The sequence below is a fragment of the Methylobacterium sp. Leaf88 genome (assembly GCF_001422795.1).
Taxonomy (GTDB): Bacteria; Pseudomonadota; Alphaproteobacteria; order Rhizobiales; family Beijerinckiaceae; genus Methylobacterium.
In genome coordinates this window covers 60,936-82,022 of sequence record NZ_LMMK01000007.1, presented here as the reverse complement: position 1 = coordinate 82,022, position 21,087 = coordinate 60,936, and the positions used below count along the sequence as shown (strand labels likewise).

General features: G+C 69.1%; 22 protein-coding genes. 9 read left to right on the top strand and 13 right to left on the bottom strand.

Going from position 1 to position 21,087, the window contains the following annotated elements; genetic code table 11:
• Positions 1-53 precede the first annotated feature (53 nt).
• Positions 54-1,211: an NADH:flavin oxidoreductase/NADH oxidase gene (locus ASF20_RS04635; RefSeq protein ID WP_056271400.1), complete on the top strand. Its 1,158-nt coding sequence runs from the start codon at positions 54-56 to the stop codon at positions 1,209-1,211.
• Between the two features lie 39 nt (positions 1,212-1,250).
• Here the strand turns inward: ASF20_RS04635 and ASF20_RS04630 are convergent, their stop codons facing one another.
• Positions 1,251-2,144, bottom strand: a complete 894-nt coding sequence (locus ASF20_RS04630) for a LysR family transcriptional regulator (protein WP_056271397.1) — start codon at positions 2,142-2,144, stop codon at positions 1,251-1,253.
• A gap of 116 nt (positions 2,145-2,260) precedes the next feature.
• On the opposite strand from ASF20_RS04630, the gene ASF20_RS04625 reads away from it, so the two are divergent.
• From ASF20_RS04625 to ASF20_RS04615, 3 genes are all read left to right on the top strand, one after another.
• The gene (locus tag ASF20_RS04625) at positions 2,261-2,893 is read left to right on the top strand and encodes an NADPH-dependent F420 reductase (RefSeq protein WP_056271394.1); all 633 of its coding nucleotides are present in this window, start codon (positions 2,261-2,263) and stop codon (positions 2,891-2,893) included.
• Between the two features lie 87 nt (positions 2,894-2,980).
• Positions 2,981-3,970, top strand: coding sequence for a zinc-dependent alcohol dehydrogenase family protein (locus ASF20_RS04620; RefSeq protein ID WP_056271391.1), 990 nt, complete (start codon positions 2,981-2,983; stop codon positions 3,968-3,970).
• A 327-nt stretch (positions 3,971-4,297) separates the two neighbouring features.
• Positions 4,298-4,780, top strand: a complete 483-nt coding sequence (locus ASF20_RS04615) for a GNAT family N-acetyltransferase (RefSeq protein WP_056271782.1) — start codon at positions 4,298-4,300, stop codon at positions 4,778-4,780.
• 73 nt (positions 4,781-4,853) lie between these two features.
• Here ASF20_RS04615 and ASF20_RS04610 read toward each other — a convergent pair whose 3' ends face one another.
• The 9 genes from ASF20_RS04610 to ASF20_RS04570 form a co-directional block, all read right to left on the bottom strand.
• A complete protein-coding gene (locus ASF20_RS04610) occupies positions 4,854-6,242 on the bottom strand; it encodes a PQQ-dependent sugar dehydrogenase (RefSeq protein ID WP_056271388.1) in 1,389 nt (462 codons plus the stop codon).
• A gap of 20 nt (positions 6,243-6,262) precedes the next feature.
• On the bottom strand, positions 6,263-7,141 hold the full coding sequence (locus ASF20_RS04605; protein WP_056271385.1) for an alpha/beta hydrolase: 879 nt from the start codon (positions 7,139-7,141) through the stop codon (positions 6,263-6,265).
• Between the two features lie 64 nt (positions 7,142-7,205).
• A complete protein-coding gene (locus ASF20_RS04600) occupies positions 7,206-7,949 on the bottom strand; it encodes an SDR family oxidoreductase (protein ID WP_056271382.1) in 744 nt (247 codons plus the stop codon).
• A 12-nt stretch (positions 7,950-7,961) separates the two neighbouring features.
• Positions 7,962-8,747 carry an SDR family NAD(P)-dependent oxidoreductase gene (locus ASF20_RS04595; RefSeq protein ID WP_056271379.1) on the bottom strand — a complete coding sequence of 262 codons (786 nt, stop codon included), beginning with the start codon at positions 8,745-8,747 and terminating at the stop codon, positions 7,962-7,964.
• Between the two features lie 208 nt (positions 8,748-8,955).
• Positions 8,956-9,660 (bottom strand): dihydrofolate reductase family protein, encoded by a 705-nt coding sequence (locus ASF20_RS04590; protein ID WP_056271376.1) that lies wholly within the window; start codon positions 9,658-9,660, stop codon positions 8,956-8,958.
• The gene (locus tag ASF20_RS04585; protein WP_348271543.1) at positions 9,657-10,517 is read right to left on the bottom strand and encodes an SDR family oxidoreductase; all 861 of its coding nucleotides are present in this window, start codon (positions 10,515-10,517) and stop codon (positions 9,657-9,659) included. Before ASF20_RS04585 ends, ASF20_RS04590 begins: the two co-directional genes overlap by 4 nt.
• 7 nt (positions 10,518-10,524) lie before the next feature.
• Positions 10,525-11,334: an SDR family NAD(P)-dependent oxidoreductase gene (locus ASF20_RS04580; RefSeq protein WP_056271373.1), complete on the bottom strand. Its 810-nt coding sequence runs from the start codon at positions 11,332-11,334 to the stop codon at positions 10,525-10,527.
• 16 nt (positions 11,335-11,350) lie between these two features.
• Entirely contained in the window at positions 11,351-12,076 is a 726-nt protein-coding gene (locus ASF20_RS04575) for a haloacid dehalogenase type II (protein ID WP_056271368.1), read from the bottom strand.
• Positions 12,077-12,080: 4 nt separating this feature from the next.
• Positions 12,081-12,968, bottom strand: a complete 888-nt coding sequence (locus tag ASF20_RS04570) for an NAD(P)-dependent oxidoreductase (protein WP_056271366.1) — start codon at positions 12,966-12,968, stop codon at positions 12,081-12,083.
• Between the two features lie 134 nt (positions 12,969-13,102).
• On the opposite strand from ASF20_RS04570, the gene ASF20_RS04565 reads away from it, so the two are divergent.
• From ASF20_RS04565 to ASF20_RS04555, 3 genes are all read left to right on the top strand, one after another.
• The gene (locus ASF20_RS04565; RefSeq protein WP_056271364.1) at positions 13,103-14,011 is read left to right on the top strand and encodes a LysR family transcriptional regulator; all 909 of its coding nucleotides are present in this window, start codon (positions 13,103-13,105) and stop codon (positions 14,009-14,011) included.
• A gap of 379 nt (positions 14,012-14,390) precedes the next feature.
• A complete protein-coding gene (locus ASF20_RS04560; RefSeq protein WP_056271361.1) occupies positions 14,391-14,942 on the top strand; it encodes a metallophosphoesterase in 552 nt (183 codons plus the stop codon).
• A complete protein-coding gene (locus ASF20_RS04555; protein ID WP_056271358.1) occupies positions 14,939-15,745 on the top strand; it encodes a metallophosphoesterase in 807 nt (268 codons plus the stop codon). Before ASF20_RS04560 ends, ASF20_RS04555 begins: the two co-directional genes overlap by 4 nt.
• A gap of 98 nt (positions 15,746-15,843) precedes the next feature.
• On the opposite strand, the gene ASF20_RS04550 is transcribed toward ASF20_RS04555, so the two are convergent.
• The 3 genes from ASF20_RS04550 to ASF20_RS04540 all read right to left on the bottom strand — a co-directional run bounded on the left by ASF20_RS04550 (position 15,844) and on the right by ASF20_RS04540 (position 19,043).
• A complete protein-coding gene (locus ASF20_RS04550; protein WP_210166842.1) occupies positions 15,844-17,334 on the bottom strand; it encodes a hypothetical protein in 1,491 nt (496 codons plus the stop codon).
• A 62-nt stretch (positions 17,335-17,396) separates the two neighbouring features.
• Positions 17,397-17,930, bottom strand: coding sequence for a hypothetical protein (locus ASF20_RS04545; RefSeq protein WP_056271352.1), 534 nt, complete (start codon positions 17,928-17,930; stop codon positions 17,397-17,399).
• A gap of 9 nt (positions 17,931-17,939) precedes the next feature.
• A complete protein-coding gene (locus tag ASF20_RS04540; RefSeq protein ID WP_056271349.1) occupies positions 17,940-19,043 on the bottom strand; it encodes an XRE family transcriptional regulator in 1,104 nt (367 codons plus the stop codon).
• 233 nt (positions 19,044-19,276) lie between these two features.
• On the opposite strand from ASF20_RS04540, the gene ASF20_RS24550 reads away from it, so the two are divergent.
• On the top strand, positions 19,277-19,450 hold the full coding sequence (locus ASF20_RS24550; protein ID WP_156647957.1) for a hypothetical protein: 174 nt from the start codon (positions 19,277-19,279) through the stop codon (positions 19,448-19,450).
• 63 nt (positions 19,451-19,513) lie between these two features.
• Positions 19,514-21,076: a DUF2235 domain-containing protein gene (locus ASF20_RS04535; RefSeq protein ID WP_056271345.1), complete on the top strand. Its 1,563-nt coding sequence runs from the start codon at positions 19,514-19,516 to the stop codon at positions 21,074-21,076.
• Positions 21,077-21,087: the final 11 nt, after the last annotated feature.

Here is a 21,087-nt window from a genome sequence, read left to right as displayed (position 1 = left end):
AGACGATGTCAGCGTCGTGACCACCGGTCCGCCGCAACGGAGACCCTTGCCCGATGGCCAAGCTTTTTGAGCCCGTGACCCTGCGCGACGTGACCCTGCGCAACCGCCTCGCCGTCCCGCCCATGTGCCAGTACCAGGCCGAGGACGGGTTCGTGACGACCTACCATACTGTGCACTACGGCAAGCTGGCGCTCGGCGGCTTCGGCCTCGTCATCGTCGAGGCGACCGCCGTCTCGCCGGAGGCGCGCATCACCCACGGCGACGTCGGCCTCTGGCGGGACGAGCAGGTCGAGGGGCTCGCCGGCATCGCGGCCTTCATGAGGGCGCAGGGCGCGGTACCCGGCATCCAACTCGCCCACGCGGGTCCGAAGGCCAGCATGCAGCGCCCCTACCACGGCGACGGCCCCCTGACCGAGGTCGACATCGCCCGCGGCGACCGGCCCTGGGCCATCGTGTCCGCCAGCGCCCAGGCCGTCGACCAGGGTTGGCTGATGCCGTTGGCGCTCGACGCCGCCGGCATCGAGAAGGTGAAGGCGGACTTCGCCGCCGCCGCCCGGCGCGCCCTCAAGGCCGGCTTCGAGGTTGTGGAGCTGCACTGCGCCCACGGCTACCTCCTGAACTCCTTCCTTTCGCCGCTGACCAACCACCGCACGGACGCTTACGGCGGAAGCCGCGAGAACCGCTTCCGGCTGCCGCTTGAGATCGCCCGGGAGCTGCGTGCGATCTGGCCGGCCGACAAGCCGCTGTTCGTGCGGGTCTCGGCGGTCGACGGTCTGAAGACCGGCGTGACCATCGAGGACACGGTCGCCTTCGCCGAGGCCCTGAAGGCGGTCGGCGTCGATGTGATCGACGTCTCCTCGGGCGGAGTCGGCACCACCTACGAGCACCCGAGCGGCTACGGCCATCAGGTGCCCTACGCCGAGCGGGTAAGGCGCGACACCGGCCTCAAGACCATGGCGGTCGGCCTGATCGTCGACCCGTTCCAGGCCGAGCAAATCGTGACCGAGGGGCACGCCGATCTCGTCGCCATCGGCCGAGAGGCGCTGCGCAACCCGAACTTCGCGCTCGACGCCGAGCAGGCGCTCGGGGCCGCCCCCCAGGACGCGCCCTACGAGAGCTGGGTGCCCCAACTCGGCTGGTGGCTCAACGGGCGCGAGCGGAAGCTCCGCCGGCTCGGCGCTTGGTCGAACGGCGAGGACGTGGCGGCTTGAGCCTCCGGGCGGGGGCGCACCGTGACGGGCGCCCCTGCCCTAGGACCCGCGCTCCCGGCTGAAGCGTGCCGTCGTGAAGTCGAGGAACGAGCGGAGCTTCGGCGTGATGCGGCGGTCCGGCGCGTACAGGATGTGGAGGGGGCGCTCCGAGCGCCACTCCGCCAGGATGCGGACCAGCCTGCCTGAGGCGAGGTCGTCCGCGAGGAGTTCCTCGGCATGATGGATGACGCCCATCCCTGCCAGGGCCGCCTGCCGCAAGGCATGGCCGCTGTTGGCGGAGAACCGCGACCCGATGGGCACGACGACCTCGCCCTCGTCGCCGTGGAAGGTCCAACGCTCCTCCAGCGCCGAGCCGGAGAAGCCGAGGCAGGCATGCCGGGCGAGGTCGCTCGGGTGCCGAGGCCGGCCGTGCCGCTCCAGGTAAGCCGGCGACGCGCAGGGGATCAGGTTCAGGGGACGCACGCCCCGCGCGATCAGGCTGCTGTCGTGCAGCGGGCCTGCGCGGAACACGCAGTCGTAGCCCTCGTCGATCAGGTCCACGACGCGGTCGCTGAGGGTGAGCCGAACCGTGACCTCGGGGTTCTCAGCCATGTACGCGGGAAGCAGTGGCGACAGGCTGTAGGTGCCGAACGAGACCGGCGCGTTGATCCGCAACTCGCCCCGTGGCCTCGCCCGGCTGTCGGCCGCGATGGCCTCTGCCGCCTCCAGTTCCGCCAGCACGATGCGCGTGCGTTCGAGGAAGTCGCGCCCGGCGTCGGTCAGGCTCTGCCGGCGGGTTGTCCGGTTCAGCAGGCGCACGCCCAGGTGCTCCTCCAATTGCCGGACGTGCTTGCCGACCATCGCCGCGGAGATGTCCGCGGCGGCCGCGGCCGCCGCGAACGAGCCGAGGTCGGCGACCTTGGCGAATACCTCCATGCTGGCGAGACGGTCCATATTCCTGACCAATGGTTGCGAGTGTTGCGATCAAACCGTGATTTATCACGGATAGGACGAGGTCCATAGCTCCCGTCGAGGCCGGCGGCGCCGGCTCGCGAACGAGGAAAGCAGTTATGACCGTCGCAGTCATCGGAACCGGGAACATGGGCGCCGGCATCGCCCGGCTGCTCACCTCGAAGGGCGAGCGGGTCGTCATCGGGTCGCGCGATCCGGCCAAGGCGGCGAAGCTCGCCGAGGAGATCGGGGCGGGCACCGAGGGCGGCGGCATCGCCGCGGCCGCCACGCTCGCCGACGTGGTGATCTTCGCCGTCAACTACCCGCAGGCGGGCGAGGCGGTCCGCGAGGCCGGCGGCTTCGCCGGCAAGGTGCTCGTCGACATCTCGAACCCCATCACCAAGGACTTCAAGGACCTGCGCATCGGGCACACCACCTCGGCCGCCGAGGAGCTTCAGAAGCTCGCACCCGAGGCGAAGGTGGTGAAGGCGTTCAACACGATCTTCGCACAGTTGCTGCCCTCCGAGGCGCGCGAGGACCGCGACCCGGTGCAGGTCTTCGTCGCGGGCGACGACGAAGCCGCCAAGCAGGCCGTGTCCACTCTCGCCGCCAAGTCCGGCTTCCAGCCCGTCGAGTCCGGCCCCTTGCGCAACGCCCGCTTCTTGGAGCCGCTTGGCGAGATCAACATCCACTTCGGCTTCTTCCTGGGCTGGGGCACGAGCGCCGCCCCGGCATGGATCAAGGCCGCCTGAGCAACGCTGTCCGAACCCTTCCCGCCCGGCGTCCCGGGCGGGAGCTTTCCAAGTTCCGCCCAACCCACGCTATCGAGGAGAACGACTATGAGCCGCATCGTACGCTTCCACGAGACCGGCGGTCCCGAGGTCCTCAAGGTCGAAGACGTCGCGGTTCCAGCGCCGAAAGCCGACGAGGTCCAGATCCGGGTGAAGGCCATGGGCCTGAACCGGGCCGAGGTCATGTTCCGCACCGGCCAGTACGTCACCCAGCCGACCTTCCCGGCCATCCTCGGCTATGAGGCTGCCGGCACCATCGAGGCCATCGGCCCGGACGTGGACGGCTTCGCGGTCGGCGACGCGGTCAGCGTCGTGCCCTGCTTCATGCTCGGCGACTACGGCCTGCACGGCGAGCTCGTGAACGCCCCCGCCTTCGGGGTGGTGAAGCACCCGGAGAACCTCTCCTGGGAGGAGGCCGCGGCGACCTGGATGATGTTCGTGACCGCCTACGGCGCGTTGGTCGACATCGCGAACGTCCGGGCCGGCCAGACGGTGCTGATCCGCGCCGCCTCCAGCAGCGTGGGCTTGGCGGCCATCCAGATCGTCAACGCCCTCGGGGCCACCCCGGTCGCCCTGACCCGTCGCAGCAACAAGCGCGACGAGCTTCTGAAGCACGGGGCGACCCACGTCATCGCTACCGAGGAGCAGGACCTGGTGGCCGAGGTGCACCGCATCACCGAGGGCAAGGGCGCCAACGTCGCCTTCGACCCGGTCGGCGGGCCGGAGGTCGCCAAGATCCTGGAGGCGCTCGGCTACCTCGGCATCTTCTTCCAGTACGGCGCGCTCGACACGACGCCTCTGGCGGTTCCGGTGATGCCGCTGCTGGGCAAGGACCTGACGGTGCGCGGCTACCAACTGTTCGAGATCACCAAGGACCCGGCGCGCCTGGAGAAGGCCAAGGACTACATCGTGAAGGGGCTCGCCTCGGGCGCGCTGAAGCCGGTCGTCGCCAGAACGTTCAAGCTCGACAGGATCGTCGAGGCTCACCGCTTCATGGAAAGCAACGAGCAGGTCGGGAAGATCGTCGTCACCGCCTGAGCGGTAGGCGCCGAGGGAAAGGCCCGGCGGCATCCTCGTGGGCCGATCCTCGCCCGCTTCATACCCTGGATGCCTGCAACGCCCGCTTGGGCTGGGGCGCCGTGGTCCCAGGCACAGCGAGGATCGTGCCCAGGTGAAGCTGGGTGACGGATTTCCAGATGCGGTCGCGCCTCCACACAACCTGGGTCACTAGGTTGCCAACTGCGGCTACGGCTTGGTGGCTGAAACTTGGCGCTCCGTGTTTCCCGTGAGGTCCGTACAGGATGGGAAGCAGACCTTCAGCGTCATGGCTTTCCGACCCTCGCGGCTACCTCTATGCGCGTCGCCATGCTGATCCGCGCTGTCCTCTCCGAAGACGCTTCCGCTATCTGGTCGATCATCGAGCCAGTCATTCGCGCCGGCGAGACCTACACGCTTGATCGGGACATGCCCGAGGAGCAGGCGCTCGCCTACTGGATGGGATCGGACAAGGAGACCTTCGTCGCCGAGGAGGACGGGATCATCCTCGGGACCTACTACATGCGTCCGAACCAATCGGGCGGTGGTCGCCACATCTGCAACTGCGGCTTCATGGTGAGCGCCGCTGCCACCGGGCGTGGCATTGCAGGACGTATGGGCGAGCATGCCCTGGCTCACGCCCGGTCTCGCAAATACCGGGGCATGCAGTTCAACTTCGTAGTGAGCACGAACGAGCGGGCGGTGCGCCTCTGGCAGAAGCTTGGGTTCGACATCGTCGGACGGTTGCCACTTGCCTTCCACCATCCCGCACATGGCGATGTCGATGCACTGGTGATGTTCCAGGCGCTCTGACAACCTGCCGCCAGGGCCTGCAACGGGTCGCAACCGGCCTCGAATCCCGCACGCCTTCCGGGAAACTCGACAGCTACCTCTTCGGGGAAAGCCGGATGAGACGACCATCGACATCGTCCGTCACCACCCAGAGCGCTCCATCCGGAGCCTGCTTCACGTCGCGGACACGCTGGTCGTTACCGCGAAGCAAGCGTTCCTCACCGGTGACCCTTCCGTCCTCCATGACCAAGCGTGCGAGGTGTCGACCGCCGAGGGCCGAGACGAACAGGTTTCCCTTCCACTCCGGGACGAGGTCCGCCGTGTAGAATGCGATGCCGGCCGGCGCGATGGCGGGATCCCAGTAGTAGGCCGGCTGGTCGGTGCCGGGGAACTGGGAGCGGCCGCCCCCGAGCAGGCCTCCGTCGTAGCGCTTGCCGTAGGCGGCCAGCGGCCAGCCGTAATTATGTCCGGGCTCGACCCGGTCGATCTCGTCCCCGCCCTGCGGACCGTGGTCGCTGATCCAGAGGCCGCCGGTCTTGGGATCAAGCGCCAGGCCCTCGGGGTCGCGGTGGCCGATGGACCAGACCCTGGGTTCGGCGCCGCTGACGTTGACGTAGGGGTTGTCCGCCGGGATCGAGCCGTCGCGGTTGATGCGTAGGATCTTGCCCATGGGCGAGGCGGGAAGCTGGGCGGCGATCCGCGTCTCGTCGGTGATCCACTCGGACGTACCGAGGTAGAGCTTGCCGTCATGGCCGATGACCATGCCGCCCGCGTAGTGGTTGATCCCACTGAACGGCGGAAGCGTGAGGAGCTGTTCGACGTCCTCGATGGTCCTGTCGTCGGCGGACAGGCGGCCGCGTACCACCATCAGAGCGTGTCCGGTGGGCCGGTAGCCGACGAAGGACAGGTAGACGAGCCGGTTGGAGGCGAAGTCGGGGTCGACGAGGACCGCGAGCAGGCCGCAATCGCCGGCGTGCATCACCGGCGGCACGCCATCGACCGGCTCCGAGATTTCCCCTTTGCCGGTGACGACGCGCAGGGTGCCGGACTTCTCCGTCACGAGCATGCGCCCATCCGGCATGAAGGCGAGGGACCACGGATAGGACAGCCCCCGCGCGACCACGCGCTCCTCCATGGGCGCCTTCGTGCGGACGGTCACGGCACGCGTCTGACCCGGGAAGGCCGGCTGCTGGGTCGGGTTCACCGGAGGGCGCCGTTCAAGTGCCTGACCCTCCGGGGGCACGTCACGCGGCGCCGGCTGACGCTGCACAGGGGCGCTCGGCGGCAGGCCGGGGAAGATCGGGCGGTCGTGCGGCTGCACGAACGGATCGCGGCTCGCCTTCTCGACCACGATGGCGGGGTCGACCGGCGGCCGTTCGGCGAACGGGCGGTGCGGACGGCCGGGTTCGGATTCCTGGGCGGTGGCCTGCAGGAACGCCGTGCCGGCGAGCAGGGTCGCAGCGAGAAGCAGTGTCGATTTCATCGATGGGGTCTCCGTCCGATCTACGAGAATGCCAACAGGGCGGCGACGAACGCCTCGGCGTTCTCCTCGGGCACCCAGTGGTTCGCCCGCTCGATGGTCGCGAAGGTCACGTCCTCCGCCACCTCGCGCATCATCCCCTCGGTGAAGGGTGCGAAGGCGCTAACCGCCCCGGACAATGCCAGCACGGGCATCGTCAGCTTCCCGTCCCGCTCCAGTTCGGAGCGGTTACGCTTGGCGTCCGCGGGGTAGGCGCGATAGAGCTCGAAGCCCGCCCGCATGGCGCCGGGCCGGGAGAAGGCCCGCACGTAGCGCTCGACCGCGTCGAGACCGATGGCCTCGGTGTCGAAGGCAAGGTCTTGGTAGAAGCGCTCCAGATAGAGCTGCTCGCGCCCGGCCGTCAGCAATTCGGGCACGTCCGGGGCCCGGTGGAACTGAAAGTGCCAGAGCCGGTCGGTGTCACCCAGCGCCGTGTCATAGGCGGTGGTGCCAGGCAATGGCGCTTCCATCACGACGAGCCGCTCGGTCCGGTTCGGGAATCGGCGGGCGAAGGCGTAGGCGACCTGCATGCCGACGTCGTGCCCGACCACCGTTACCGGTCCAGTGAGGCCCAAGTGGTCGTAGAGGAGCGCGTGGAGGTCCCCCGCCATGGTGTGCTTGTCGTAGCCGGCCGGCGGCTTCGAGGACCCGCCGGCGCCGCGATAGTCGGGGACCACGACGCGCAGGCCCGCCGCGACAAGGAGGGGGACCACCCGGCGCCACGCATACGCCGTCTCCGGGTAGCCGTGGACGAGCAGCACCGTGCGCTCTCCCGTCCCGGCGACACCGTGATGGATGCGGATGCCGGGCTCGACCTCGGCCGAGCCCCATTCGATGGTCGCGTCGCCGCATTTCTCGCGCATGGTTCTCTCCTGATCGGGGGTTGGATGCCGACGCGGACCTGTGGTCACGCGCCGGTCGCTAGGTTCACCAGTCCTGCTTGGTGGGATGGATGACGACGTCGTTCACGGTGACGTTCGCGGGCTGGTCGAGGACGTAGGCCACCGCGTCCGCGACGGCCTCGGGCGGGATGGCGTCCTTGTTCAGCTCGGTCGCGGCCTTGCGCCCCTCGGCGTCCGAGACCTTGTCGGCCCAGCCCGTGTCGATCACGCCGGGGCTCACCATCGACACCTGGATGCCGTTGGCGACGCCAACCTCCTTGCGCAGGCTTTCGGTGATCGCCCGGACGAAGAACTTGGTCGCGCTGTAGACGCCTGCACCCTCGCCGACGTTGATGCCCGCGACCGAGCTCATGTTCAGGATGCGCCCGGACCTGCGCTCCAGCATCGACGGCAGAACTGCCGCGATGGCGTGCAGGTAGCCGCGCAGGTTGGTGTCGATCATCCGGTCCCAGTCGTCGACCGCCGCGTCCTTCCAGGCGGAGAAGAGCATCAGGCCAGCGTTGTTCACCAGGACATCGACCGGGCCGTAGGTCTCCCCGGCGAAGGCGGCGAGCGCCTTGGCGTCGGCGCGGTCGGTGATGTCGGTGACCCTGTACGTCGCCGTTCCCCCAGCCTCCGTGATCTCGGAGACCAGAGCGCGCAGCTTGTCCTCGTTGCGGGCGGCCAGGACGACCTTGGCGCCCGAGGCCGCGAGCCGCTTGGCGGTGGCCGCGCCGATCCCGGAGGAGGCACCGGTGACGACCGTCACCGCGTTCGTGAGGTTGCTCATGGTGATCCCCCCTCAGCCCTGCAGCTTCGTCTTCTCGGCGTGGCGCGCGGCCTTGACCGGCTCGGGCGTGACGCGGTTGTCGACGACCGTCTGCTTGGTCTCCTCGTCGCCGCCGACGACGTGGTCGACGTCGTTCATCAGGGCCTCGAAGCCCTGCCGGGCGACCTCGGTCTTGTCGTTCTTCTTGCCCTGGTCGATGGCGCTGGAGGCCATGCCGGCGTTCTTGTGGAACTGGCTGTCGGTGGCGCCGGGCAGCAGGGCCGTCACGGTCACGCCAGTCTCCCGGAGTTCCTCGCGCAGGCTCTCGGCGAACATGAAGCCGAAGGCCTTCGACGGGCCGTAGACGGTCTCGTAGGGGGTCGGCATCGTGGCCGAGACCGAGGACGTGATCAGGATGCGGCCGCGCCCGTTCGGGACCATGTGCTGCACGACGCGCTTGGCCAGGTGCACGGTGCCGGTGATGTTGATGGCGATCAGCCGGAACTCGTCCTCCAGCGTGTTGTCGACGAAGGCGCCGCCCTGGCCGATGCCGACGTTGAGCGCGGCGGCCTCGACCGGCCGGCCGAGCCCGAGGACGAAGGTCCAGAAGCCCTCGACGCCTTCGTAGGTCGCGGCGTCGGCCTTGTGTGCATAGGCTTCAGCGCCGAGCTCGCGCAGGGCGTCGGCCGCGGCGTGCACCTTGTCGCTGGAGCCCGAGATGGCGACGTCGAAGCCGTTCCGGGCGAACTGCTTGGCAAGCTCGAAGCCGATGCCGGACGAGCCGCCGGTGACGAGCGCGAGGGGACGTTGGGTGGTCATGGTCTCAATCCTTGGTCTGCAGGGTGATGCGGGCATGGGGCATCGTTCGCGGGAGGAGACCTCCCGTGTGGTTCGGCGCCCGGGGCGCCGCTCGATGTCGATGCGGTGACGAAGACTTAACGAAGTCGGAGGCTGTTAGCTGCCTTCGATACGTTCACCTGAATTGCACGCCGAGTTGAGTGGGGCTCACCTCGGTTCGCACGTTGGATTAGGCCGGCACGTAGGCGACGCGGTACCGGAGCGCGACGGCGCCCGCCGTACGAACCTCGGTGGAGACGAGGCTCAGCCGGACGCGGTCGGCCAGTCCGTCCTCGCCTGCCTCGAACAGGGTCTGGCTGCCCGAATGCCCGCCGATGGCCGGGAACAGCACAAGGCTGATCTCGTCCACCAGCCCCGCCTTCAGGAACGCGGCGTTGGTCCGGGCGCCGCCTTCCAGGATCAGCCGGCGGACGCCGAAGGCCGAGGCCAGCACGTCAAGCGCTCGCCCGAGGTCGATCTCCGGGCCGTCCGACACGACGTAGGAGATGCCGTCGGCGGCGAGCTCGGCGAGGTGCGCGTCAGGGACGTCCCGGCCCAGGACCATGACGAGGGGCGCCCCGTAGGTCTCCGGCCCGGTCCAGTGCAGCTTTCCGTGCTGGTCGATCAGCACCGCGTACTCCTCGGCCCCCACCCTCGCGACGTGGACCGGCCGCTCCACCGCAGGCACCGGCTCCGGCGGGTGCGGTCGTCCCACGGCGAACTCCTCGCCCACGGCCCGACCGGCGATCCAGGCGTCGCCCTCCAGCGCCTCGTGCACGCGGTCGTATTCCGCGATCAACGCCTCCGACGAACGCCCTGTCGATGGGCTCCAGCGGTCGACGAGCAACTCCCCGTCTAGGGGACCCATCATGTGGCAGATGACGTACGGCTTCATGCGCCGGTCTCCTGTGCGACGAAGGCGTCGAAGCGCCCCTTCCAGTTCGGGTGCCAGCGCGAGAGCGCCGGTCGGTTCTCGGTGATGTCCCGTGCGCCCCAGAGGATGCGGGCGGCGTCGAGCTCGGGCGTGACGGCGTTGTCCGGACAGAGGATGTAGAAGTCCCCGCGCCGGAAGCGGCCCTCGAAGTGGGTGAGCAACTCCTCCGCCGTCCAGGCTTCGTCAGGCTTGGCCGAGCCCACCGCCGCCTTGGCGGCATTCATCGGCGTCCAGGTGTACCCGGGGACGAGCAGATGGGCCGTCACCTTGTCCCCGGACTCGGCGCGCAGCTCGTGCGCCAACTGCTCGGTCAACACCTTCACGCCGGCCTTGGCGACCGAGTAGGCCGCGTTGCCGGGCGGGGTGGTGATGCCTTCCTTGGAACCGAGGTTCACGACCGCCCCGCGACCGCCCTGGGCCAGCATGCGCGGCACGAAGATCGCTTGCGCCGTGACGATGGAAAGTAGGTTCACCTCAAGCTGGCGGCGCCAGGCCGTCGGATCGGTCCAGGGCCCGGCGCCGGCGATGACGCCGGCGTTGTTCATCAGGACCGCGACCTCGCCGAAGCCGTCGTAGGCCGACTCGCACAGCGCGTTCAGGTCGTCGGCGGACGTGACGTCGCCGACCAAGGTCCGCACGTCCGCCTCCCGGCCCAGATCGCCGGCGAGGTCCCGGAGGGCGTCCTCGTTCCGGTCGAGGAGGCAGAGCCTCAGGCCGAGCGCGGAGAAGTGCCGCGCGGCCGCGGCGCCGATCCCGAGCGCCGCACCGGTGATGACCGCGACGCGGCCCGGTGCGAGAAGATCGTCGTTCATCGTCATCGCCCCCTCACTTCAGGCCCGAGCCGGGCTCCGCCCCGCCGGAATGGGCCGCGGCCTTGGCGGTGTCGGGCAGGATGTTGTTGAGCACCCGGCCGATGAACTTCGAGCCGGGCTTGCCGGCGACGACGCGGTCCTTTCCGGCCTTCATCGCCTCGTAGCCTTCCTGGGCGACCTTGGTCGGGGCGGCCTTCTCGCCCAGGCCGAGCTTGGTCGTGTCCATGCCGGCGCGGTGCCAGAACGGGGTATCGACCTCGCCCGGCAGCAGCAGCGTGAAGCTGACGCCGCTGTCCTTCACCTCTTCCTTCACCGCCTCGACGAAGCTGATCAGGAATGCCTTCGTGCCGCCGTAGACGGCCTCGTAGGGGGTCGGCATCGTGCCGGAGATCGAGGCCGTGTAGAGCAGCCGGCCCGCGCCGCGCTCCACCATCGCCGGCAACAGCCGCTTGGTCAGGTGGACCTGCGACGCGACGTTGAGCTGGATCATCTTGAGTTCGGCCGCGAGGTCGGTCCCGCCGACGAAGTAGCCCCCGACGTCGACGCCGGCGTTCAGAGCCGCCGCCGCGAGGGGGCGACCCGTCCCGGCGACGGCCTGGGCGAGGGCCTCGACGCCGTCGTACTCGGTGAGGTCGGCCTTCACGATGATGGCCTCGACGCCGGTCGCGCGGACCGCATCGGCGGTGCGTTCCAAGCCGTCGTTCTGGCCGCTTGCGGTGATGAGGACGTCGTGACCGTCGGCCGCGAACAGCCGGGCGAGCTCGTAGCCGATGCCGCTGGATGCGCCGGTGACAAGCGCGAGGGGGCGATGGGTGCCGGTCATGTCGGTGGTCTCCGGTTCAGGGACAGCCGAGCGCGTCGGCGGCTTCGATGAGGCTCTCGACCTCGACGTCCCAGCGCTCCGCGGGGGCGAGATCGGTGGATTGGGCGGGACCGTGCTCATGCGGTCGGCGCACGAACACGGTGCGCAGGCCGCAGGCCCGGGCGGCCCTGAGGTCGTCGTTGTGGGCGGCGACCATGCCGACGCGTTCCGGCGGCAGGCCGACCGCATCGGCCGAGCGCAGATAGGTCTCCGGCGTCGGCTTGTAGGATCGGGCGATCTCGGCCCCGACGATGACGTCCCAGGGCAGGCCGCCGAACCGGGCGAGCCGCATCATGCCCGCGAGGTGGCCGTTGGAGAGCGGGCCGATGGCGAACCGCCGCTTGAGGCGGGTCAATCCCTCGACGCTGTCGGGCCAGGGGTCGAGCCGTTCCCAGGCCCGGTTGAGATCGGCGAGTTCCCCGTCCGGGAGGTCGCCGACCTCCACGCCATGCCGGGCCAGCACAGTCCTCAGGTTCTCGCCATTGAGGACGTCGAGGCGGACCCAAGGTCGACGGCCCGAGCGCACCTCCTCCATCGCCGGCTGGTAGAGGGACCGCCACTCGTCGGCGAAGGCGAGCGGATCGACGCCGATGCCATGGCGGTCGAGGAAGCGCGCGGCCGAACGGGCGACGCCCGAGCGCCAGTCGACCACCGTGCCGAAGGTGTCGAAGCCCAAGAATCCCAGGTGATCGAAACCGGTCATGCCCTCAGACCTCCTCCGTCCAGTGGTGGACGGGCCGGAAGCCCAGGACGCGCTTGGCCTTCTCGTTCGAGAGGACGACCTCGTTGCCGGTGAAGGTCTTGCGCCGCTCCGCCTTCGGGAAGTGGCGGTCGAGGAGATCCGCCGTCGGAGTGCGCATCACCGTCTCGTCGTTGGTGATGAGGAACTCGTCCTTGCCGCGGGCCTCGTACCGGATCGCGCACTCGATGGCCTGGGCGGCGTCCCGGTTGTCGATGTAGGTCCACATGTTCCAAACGCGCCGGGTCGGGTCGTCCTGCCAGGCCTCGAACCGGGCGTATTCCTGCGGGTCCATGACGTTGGACAGCCGCAGGCAGGTGATGCGCATCTCAGGGTCGTTGAGGCAAAACTGCCGGGCCATCTCCTCGCCCAGCACCTTGGTGAGGGCGTAAACGTTGTAGCCGCGCATCGGGTAGTCCTCGTCCACCGGGACGTAGGGGGTGTCGGTCCTGTCGAAGGGCACGCCGATGCCGACCTCGCTGGCTGCCCAGACGACGTCCTTGATGCCGAGCCGCCGGGCTGCCTCGAAGACGTTGTAGGTGGCCATCATGTTGAGCCGGAACTCGTCGCTGTCCGGCAGCATGCGCGGGTGCGGGATGCTGGCGAGGTGCACGACGACGTCGAACGCTTTGGGTTCGGCCCGGGCGTACGTGTCCTCGCCGGCGGACGACAGCGCGTCGAGCGCCTGGCCGAAGTCGGTCAGGTCCGCGACCATCGCCAACTCGTTCGGGTCGGAGGGGGCGTCGCGGTCGATGACGAAGACGTCGTAACCTTTGTCCTTAAGGTACGGGACCAGGGTCTTGCCGACCTTGCCGTGGCCTCCGGTCACGGCGATGCGCTTGCTGTCCCCAGCCATGTCTTAACCTCGATTGTCGGTGGATGCCGGCGTCCGGCCTTGCGGACATCTAACCCGGTCGACATGCGCTGGTGCCGTTCTAGAATTCACCGCAGCGTTCAGGTGAGCTCAACACGGAAAAGGGAACGGCAATCGTGACTGGACTGACCCGGGGTGACCTGGGCGACCTCAACCTGTTCCGCGTGATCGCCCGGGTTGGCGGCTTCCGAAGGGCCGCCCTCGAACTCGACGTATCGCCGTCGGCGCTGAGCCATGCCCTGCGCGGCTTGGAGACCCGGCTCGGCGTGCGGCTGTTCAACCGCACCAACCGCGCCGTCACCCTGACCGAGGCCGGCGCCGACCTGCTGGCGCGCCTGGAAGCCGGGTTCGGGGCAATCGAGGAAGGCTTGGAGGCTCTGAACCGCTACCGGGGAAAGCCGGCCGGCCGCCTTCGGCTCAACGTGCTGACCGACGCGGCCCGCTTGGTGCTAGGACCGGCCCTGTCGGGCTTCCTGGCCGAGTACCCCGAGGTGAAGCTGGAGGTCGTGGTCCAGGACGACTTCGTCGACATCGTCGGGGAGGGGTTCGACGCGGGCATCCGCTTCGGGGGGCGCGTCCCCGAGGAGATGATCGCGGTGCCCATCGGGGGAGACATCCGATGGATCATGGTGGCCTCCCCAGGCTATCTCGGAGGTGCTCCGCCCCTCGAACACCCGTCCGACCTCGCGGCCCATCGCTGCATCGGCCTCAGGATGGGCACCGGCGCGATCTACCGCTGGGAGGTTGAGCGGGGGGCCGAGCATCATGTCGTAGACGTCGCTTGGTCAGCCGTGCTGAGCGAGACGGCGCTCGCGCTGGCGATGGCCGAGACGGACGGCGGGATCGCCTACTGCCAGGAGGGCTTGGTCTCACGGCAACTGGCGGCTGGAACCCTGCGGGAGGTCCTGCCCGCGTGGGCCTCGCCCGGTCCCGGCTTCCACGTCTACTACTCAAGCCGCAGACAGGTACCCGAAGCCCTCAGGGCGCTGATCGCATACCTTCGCGTACGCGCCGTTTCGCAGTGAAGACGGCCGATTTCGGCGTTCGCAGGGTCTGGTGAGTGCCTCTGCCAGTCTTCGGGATGTGCGAAGAATCCCCTTGATAGGCCTCGCCGCCCGGCCCGGTCACCCGACCGCTAGCTGATGGCCGGGCACGCCCAGGCGGCCGTCGCCGTCCCTCCCACCTTGCCTCGCGGCACGAAAGCCCGACTCTTGCCCGCAGGATCGTCGCTGATCACGGCCTAAGGTGTGGATCCCGATCACCCGGGCTTGCGCGAGCATCCGCGCCGGGACAGGTTCGCTGCCCTTCCGGGAAACACCATCATGAAAACCGCGGCCAAGCACCCAACCGACTGATCGCCGGAGTGTTGCCGTGTGCCGGGCCTCCGCTTCCCGCGAGGCTCCCATGTCACGTCAAGTATTTGTTTCCGATACCCACCTCGGCCATGCCGGCATCCTCTCTCCGAGGATGCAGAGCCCCAGGCCGTTCGCCTCCATCGAGGCGCACGACGAGACGCTGATCGCGAACTGGAACGCGGTCGTCCGGTCAGACGACACCGTCTGGCACCTCGGCGATTTCTGCTACCGCTGCAGCGAGGACTACGCCCGTTCCGTCTTCGGTCGTCTCCGGGGACGGCAGCGATTTCTGGTGCGCGGAAACCACGACCGCATCTCGGTACGCCTGCCCTGGGACGGCGTGTTCGACGTCGCCCGGGTGGTCGTTCCCGGACCTGATGGTTTGCCCCAGGGCGTCTGGATGAGCCACTACGCCCATCGGGTCTGGCCGCGCATGCATCGCGGCGACCTGCACTTCTATGGGCACTCGCACGGCACGCTGCCCGGCACCGCCGCCAGCACCGACGTCGGCGTCGATTGCTTCGGTTTCCGGCCCGTCACCCTCGACGAGATCCGCGTCCGCCTCGCTGAGAATGCCCAGGCCGAGGAGCAAGGGCGATGATCGGACGCCGGCTTTGGGTTTTCAGCGACCTGCACCAGGATTGGCCGGAGAACGCCTGGGACCTCGCCGCCCACGCGCCGCCGGACGGCTTCGACGTGGCCGTGGTCGCCGGCGACGTGCACATGCCCCTGACGCGTGCGCTCGATTGGCTCGGCGAGCGCCTGCCCGGTGTGCCAGTCGTCTACGTCCCGGGAAACCATGACTTCTGGTGGGACCGCGGCGAGGAGCGCTACACCATCCACGATCAGGTCGCCCGCGGACGGGACCGTGCCGCCGTGCTCGGCATCCACCTGTTGATCGACGGCACCGTCGTGCTCGCCGGCATCCGCTTCCTGGGCGGCACCCTCTGGACAGACTTCCGTCTCGGCTCGTTCAGCCTGACGCATGCCTTCCGCTCCGCCCAGGGCCGCGACGGCATGGTGGACTACCGCCGCATCCGCACCGGACCGCGCTCGCGCGACCGGATCGAGCCCGAGCAGGTCCTTTCCTTGCACCGCGCGACCCGCGCCTTCCTCGACGCAGAGTTGGCCCGTCCGCACGACGGCCCGACCGTGGTGGTGACCCACCACGCCCCGCACCCTGACAGTCTGCCGGATCGCCACGCCCCTCTCGCCTGGTGCGATGCCTCCGACCTGACCGAGTTGATCGAGGACCGCGGCCCCGACCTATGGGTGCATGGCCATGTCCACCGGCACGTCGACTACCGGATCGGCCGTACCCGCGTCGTCTGCAACGCGCGCGGCCACGTCGAGGAGCGGACCGACTTCGTGCCCGACCTCGTCATCGAGGCTACCTTCGCCTAGCCGTGCAGTTGGCTGACCTCGTACCTGTACGAGGATGCACCTCAGGCTTCCTGTACCTCCCGAGTGACTGCCTCGAAGGAACGGGGCCACGTCTCTCCCTAGGTGGGGCGCGCCCATCCCTCCGCCGCGAACGCCTTGCCCTGGAGCAACAGCCACCGCATCGCCCCGGGGACGGCCTTGGGATCAAGCCCCTCGGCGCGGACGGCCGTCGTCAGCGCCTCCCGGGCTTCCGCTATGGCGTCCGGGCCGAAGCACTTCCACACCTTCCAGAGGTGCAAGGCGACGTCGCGGTGCACCGTGAACTCCCACTCGGCCCGTTCCAGGTCGTAATTCGCCTCGGCCCTCTCGGCTGCCAGCACGAGGTCAATCTCCGCCTTCTCGTTGTCGCGGATCTCGCCCAGGCAATCCCGCACGTCCTCCAAGGTGAGCATGGTGCCGTCGAGGTCCGGCCGCGCCCGGCGAAGCTCGGAAACCACGTCCCGGCAATCGGCGCAGACGTACCGCTCGCGCATGCCTGCGACGACCGGGCCTTCGAGGTGGTCCGGATACAGCTCACGCCGGAAGGCCAGGTTGTCCGCGTCCGTCTCAAGATCGACCACCGCGAGCGTTCGAATCTGGGTGAACCATCGCCCGGACCCGCTACGGCGTAGGATCGCGCGCTTGCCCCGCTCGCAGCAGGGGTACGTCCAGTCCGCGGGCGTCCGCTCCCACCCCTTACCGGGCTTGCGCTCGAAGACCTCGACCTCGGCGTCCGTGGGCGGACGGACACGGGCTGGTCGACGACGTTTCTGGGACTTACCGACCCCGTCCCGGCTCACCGAGCGTTGGCTCAGGTCGCCCCATAGGCGATAGGCCCAGGCCTTCATCACGGCCGCCGGCTGCCGCGACTTGGCTTCCCGGGCGATGAAGTCGTCGAGCGTCGATGGATTGAACAGGGGCGTCGACGTGATGCCGCGCTCCATCGCGAACAGGCCGGAGGCGAGACGCTCCACGAGCACCTCCGCAAAAGCAATGCGGCTCTCGAACTCCTCCCTCACGCCGAGCCAGACCTGGCGCGCCTCCTCGACGTCGATCTCGTTCATCGCGTTGGGCCGCGGCCGCACGAAGCGCGCGATCTCGGACGGCGTGAACGAGAAGTGCCGCGGCAGGCCGAGCGCCTTCTTCGCATCGCCCTCGGCGGTGTTGCAGCCGTCGCAGGCCAAGGAGGCGCGGAAGCGCATGACGAGGGCGCGCATAGGGTCCTCCGCGTGGCGGGAGGAGGCTGACAGTTCCTTGGGCCACGGTTTGCCCAGCCGCTCCCGGAGGACTGCGTTAAAATGCTCGCGCATGTGGTCGTGGTGGAGATGCAGGTGCGCCAGCAGGACGCCGCCCTCGTTCGGCCGCGCGATTTCGGGCTTGCCGCGCCCGCAGCATGGACAGGTCCAGCAGGTCGACGTCTCGAACCAGTTCCAATTGAGGTCCAGCCGGTCGGTGCCGAAGCGGGCGAGGAGCGCCTTCGTCTGCTCGGTCCACTTGCCGTCGAGGTGCGGGAACCAATGCGCGAGGCCGGCCTCGTCCAGGAACCGCACGTCTGGCAGCGTGATCTCCACGGTCAGCGTGTCGCCGATGGGGATGTCGTCGTCGATGCCTCGCGCGGTTACGTGCGCGTCCGTCATGCCGGCCTTCCTTGCCCGGGTCCCGGCCGGAGTCCCTCCATCGCGAGGCGGTGGATCAGGTCGTCGAGCCAGGGCTTGCCGAAGTTGCGGCGGAGCGGAAGCGCGGGCCGGAAGCCGATGTCGTTCAGCAGGCCGCCGAGGCTGACGAGCCGCGCACGGTGCCCGTGGTCGAAGCCGAAGCGCATGCTGGCGGCGTCGGCCCCGCAGATCAGCCAGTCGTCCTCCCGCGTCAGGGCATGCGTCCAGAGCGAGAGCTCGCCGGCGTCGAGGTGCGCGCCGGGACCGTCGAGTTGCAGCCTCATGATCGCGAGGGCGTCGTCCGGCTCGACCGAATGGAAGCTCGGGCGCAGGATCGTCGGGTCGATGTTCTCCTCAGGCCGCCGGCGCTGGAAGCCCGTCTGCGTCTCCTCTAGGCACTTGGCCACCGTCACCAATCGGTAGCGGCTGGACAACGCCCGCCATGCGCCGACGCGATGCGCCTCGATGACCGTGTTGGTGTCGGTGAGGACCGAGCCGCGATGGACAGCCATCGTGCGGGCTCACATGTCGAACGGGCGTTCGACCCCATGCGCGTCCAAAAGGTCCCCGAGCTCGTCGATGGTGACAACGAGCAGCGCCGCGGCCCGCCGCACCGAGACGTGTCCCTGCCCGATGGCGTCAGCCACCACGGTCAGGAAGTGCTTGCCGAACTTCAGGGGCACGTCCTGCTCCCTGTGGACCAGCCCGCCGTTGTTTACGAGCCGGTAGTCCTCGTAGCTCTGGGCGGCGGAACGGGAGAGGCGTTCGAGGTCGACCAGGCGCCACTTGAGCGCCTTCGCCGAGACGCCGAGCTCGGTCGCCCTGACGTTGATCCAGTCCGGGTTGCGCCCCTCGTCCGTCACGCCCTCGAAGAGCCGCCTCGGCATGAGGACCGCCGAGGCGAACTTCTCGGCCATCGTCTCGACGCGCTTCTGCAGGTTGCCGGCGCCCTTCCCGTCGTCGAGGCGCTCCGGGGGCATCGCGTCCCAGGTAAGGATGTGGAACAGCTCGTGCGCCAGGTCGAAGTTCCGCCTGCCGGGCGCCTCCAGCCGGTTCACCAGCACGGCGCCCAGGTTCCTCACGAGGCAGGCGGCCCCCGAGATGCCCCTTTCTGCGTCGACCATCAGGACGAGCGTCGACAGCTTGTCCTGCATGGCTTCCGCGAGCCGCTCGGACGGCACCGGGCCCAGGTCGAGGAAACCCGCCACCGCCTCGCCGGCCTCAAGCGCGTCCTCGTAGCTGTTCGTGCGCGTCAGGTTGAGCCGGTGGGCGATGGGCGGGAGCGTCCTGCCCGTCGCCGCCGCCAGCTCGCGGTACGCGCCGATCCACTCGCCCGCCTTGCGCTCGAACGCGTCGAGCTCCTCGACCGAGGTCTCCGCATGGCGGCGCCAGGAGAACCTCGCCTCGCCGACGATGAGGAACGGGTTGGTGAAATAGTCGAGCGGGACGTCGAACGCCTGCACGGCCGCGACGAGTTCCTCGGCCGACAGCTTCCGCCCGCCGGTCTCGATCTGCTGCAGCGACTGTCGATGGTCGAGGCCGAGGACGCGCGAGAGCTCCTCCTGCGACATGCCGCGCTGCTCGCGGAGCGCCTTCAGCCGGATGCCGGTCGGTGCGGATGCCATCGTGTCCCTCCATCGCGGCTGTATCTTGCACTTCTGCAGTTTGCAAGATATTAAAGCAATCCACGAGGTTGCGTGCGTAATCCAACATGGGCACGCCGTCGCATCCTCGGACCGGGGGCTTGAGCATCAGGGCTTCCCGGCCGTCCCGGCGCCATCGGCCCCGGACCGCGGGCAGGCTCTGAGGCATCCCGGGCCGCGCATCGGTCGCGCGGGCCCCCGACACGGGCATCGACATGGCAACGAATCCCCCGGCCGGCGACGGCCACCGCAACGGCATGGTCCGCGACCGCTCCCAGGTCTTCAACCCAGTCACCGAGACCTGGACCAAGCGCAACGCGGACAACGGCCGGTTCATGGACGGCAAGAAGGACGGCACCCCCTTCAAGGGCGTGCGCAAGGAGCGCTGAGGCGCCCGCGGCGGGCCCGCCGTTCGGCGGGTCCGCGACCTGTGCTCCGACGCAAGGCGCATCATGGCCAAGAACATCGTGGTCTTCTCGGACGGCACGGGGCAGGACGGCGGCGTCCGTCCCGAGCAGCACGTCAGCAACGTCTATAAGATGTACCGGGTCTGCAAAGTCGGCCCCGAGAGCGGCATCGACCCCTCGGAGCAGGTCGCCTTCTACGACCCAGGCCTCAACACGGACATCGGCGCCACGGCGCTGACTGCGCCGGTCAGGTTCATGCAGAAGATGGCCGGCTCCCTCTCGGGACGCGGCATCACCACGAACATCGCGGACTGCTACCGCTTCATCGTCGACCACTACGAGCCCGGCGACCGCATCTACCTGATCGGCTTCAGCCGCGGGGCCTACACGGTCCGGTGCGTGGCGAACCTGCTCATGTACTGCGGCGTGCCCACCAAGGGCGCGGACGGCCCCCTGCTGCGCTTCCGCAGGATGACGCGGGACATCGCGCGCGAGGCCGTCGAGACGGTGCTGGAGCACGGTGCGGGGCACCCCCGGGCCGATTTCGACGCGGAGCGGCACGAGCTCTCCCGGCGGTTCCGGGCAAGGTACGGCTCGGACCACCGCGATGGGGACGGCAAGTCCAACGTCGAGCCTTACTTCATCGGGACCTTCGACACGGTGGCGGCCCTGGGTGTCTCGGGCCCGAAGCGGACCCTGATCAAGGCCGGCCTGGCGGCTGCGGTCGTTATCCCCCTCGGTATCGCCATCGCGGTGGCCTCCGCCCTGGTGGGGGGCGTCTCCTACCTGTTCGACGGCCCCTTCTGGAAGGCGGACCTGACCGCGGCGGGCGCCCTCGTCGCCGCGTCGGCGTTGGCCGCCCTCGCGTTCCGGCGGCGGCTCGTCGCCGCGAAGACCAAGACCATCACGGACTGGCCCGAGCCGGGAAAATCGAAGAGCCACGTGGCGGAGTGGAAGGGCGAGAACTTCGACCGCCTCCTCAGCGCCCAGGTCGGCTACGCCCGCGCGGCGATCGCCATCGACGAGCGGCGCAAGGACTTCGACCGCGTGAGGTGGGGACCCACCGCGGTCGCGCCGCCGAGGGCGCCTGGGCTGCCCGACCAGTTCCGGCAGTTCTGGTTCGCCGGCAACCACTCCGACATCGGCGGCAGCTACGCCGAGACGGAATCCCGCCTGTCCGACATCGCGCTCAGGTGGATGCTGGAGCAGGCGGTGGGGGTTCCGGACGGCCTCAAGGTCGACGGCATGCCGGCCGTCGTCGATCCGCGCCACCCGGTCGAGGTCATGCAGATCCCGCGGCTGCGGCTGCACCCGTCCGCTTCAGGAGTGCAGCACTGCGAGATCGCGGGCATGCGCGACGCCATCGAGGCGCGTGTGTCGGCCTCGTGGGTTCCGGCCTGGGTGCGGCGCTGGGCGCAGGGCAAGTCCTGGGAGGCCAAGGACCGGGATATCAAGCCGGACGCGACCGTGCATCCGAGCGTCGACGAGCGCTTCGCCCTTTCGGCAGTCGTCCAGTGCGACGGCGTCGCCCCGTACCGGCCGGCCCCGCTGGCGCACCATGTGCGCTTCAGGGACCGGTACGGCCCGACGCCGTATGCCGCCGAGTGAGCGACGAGGGT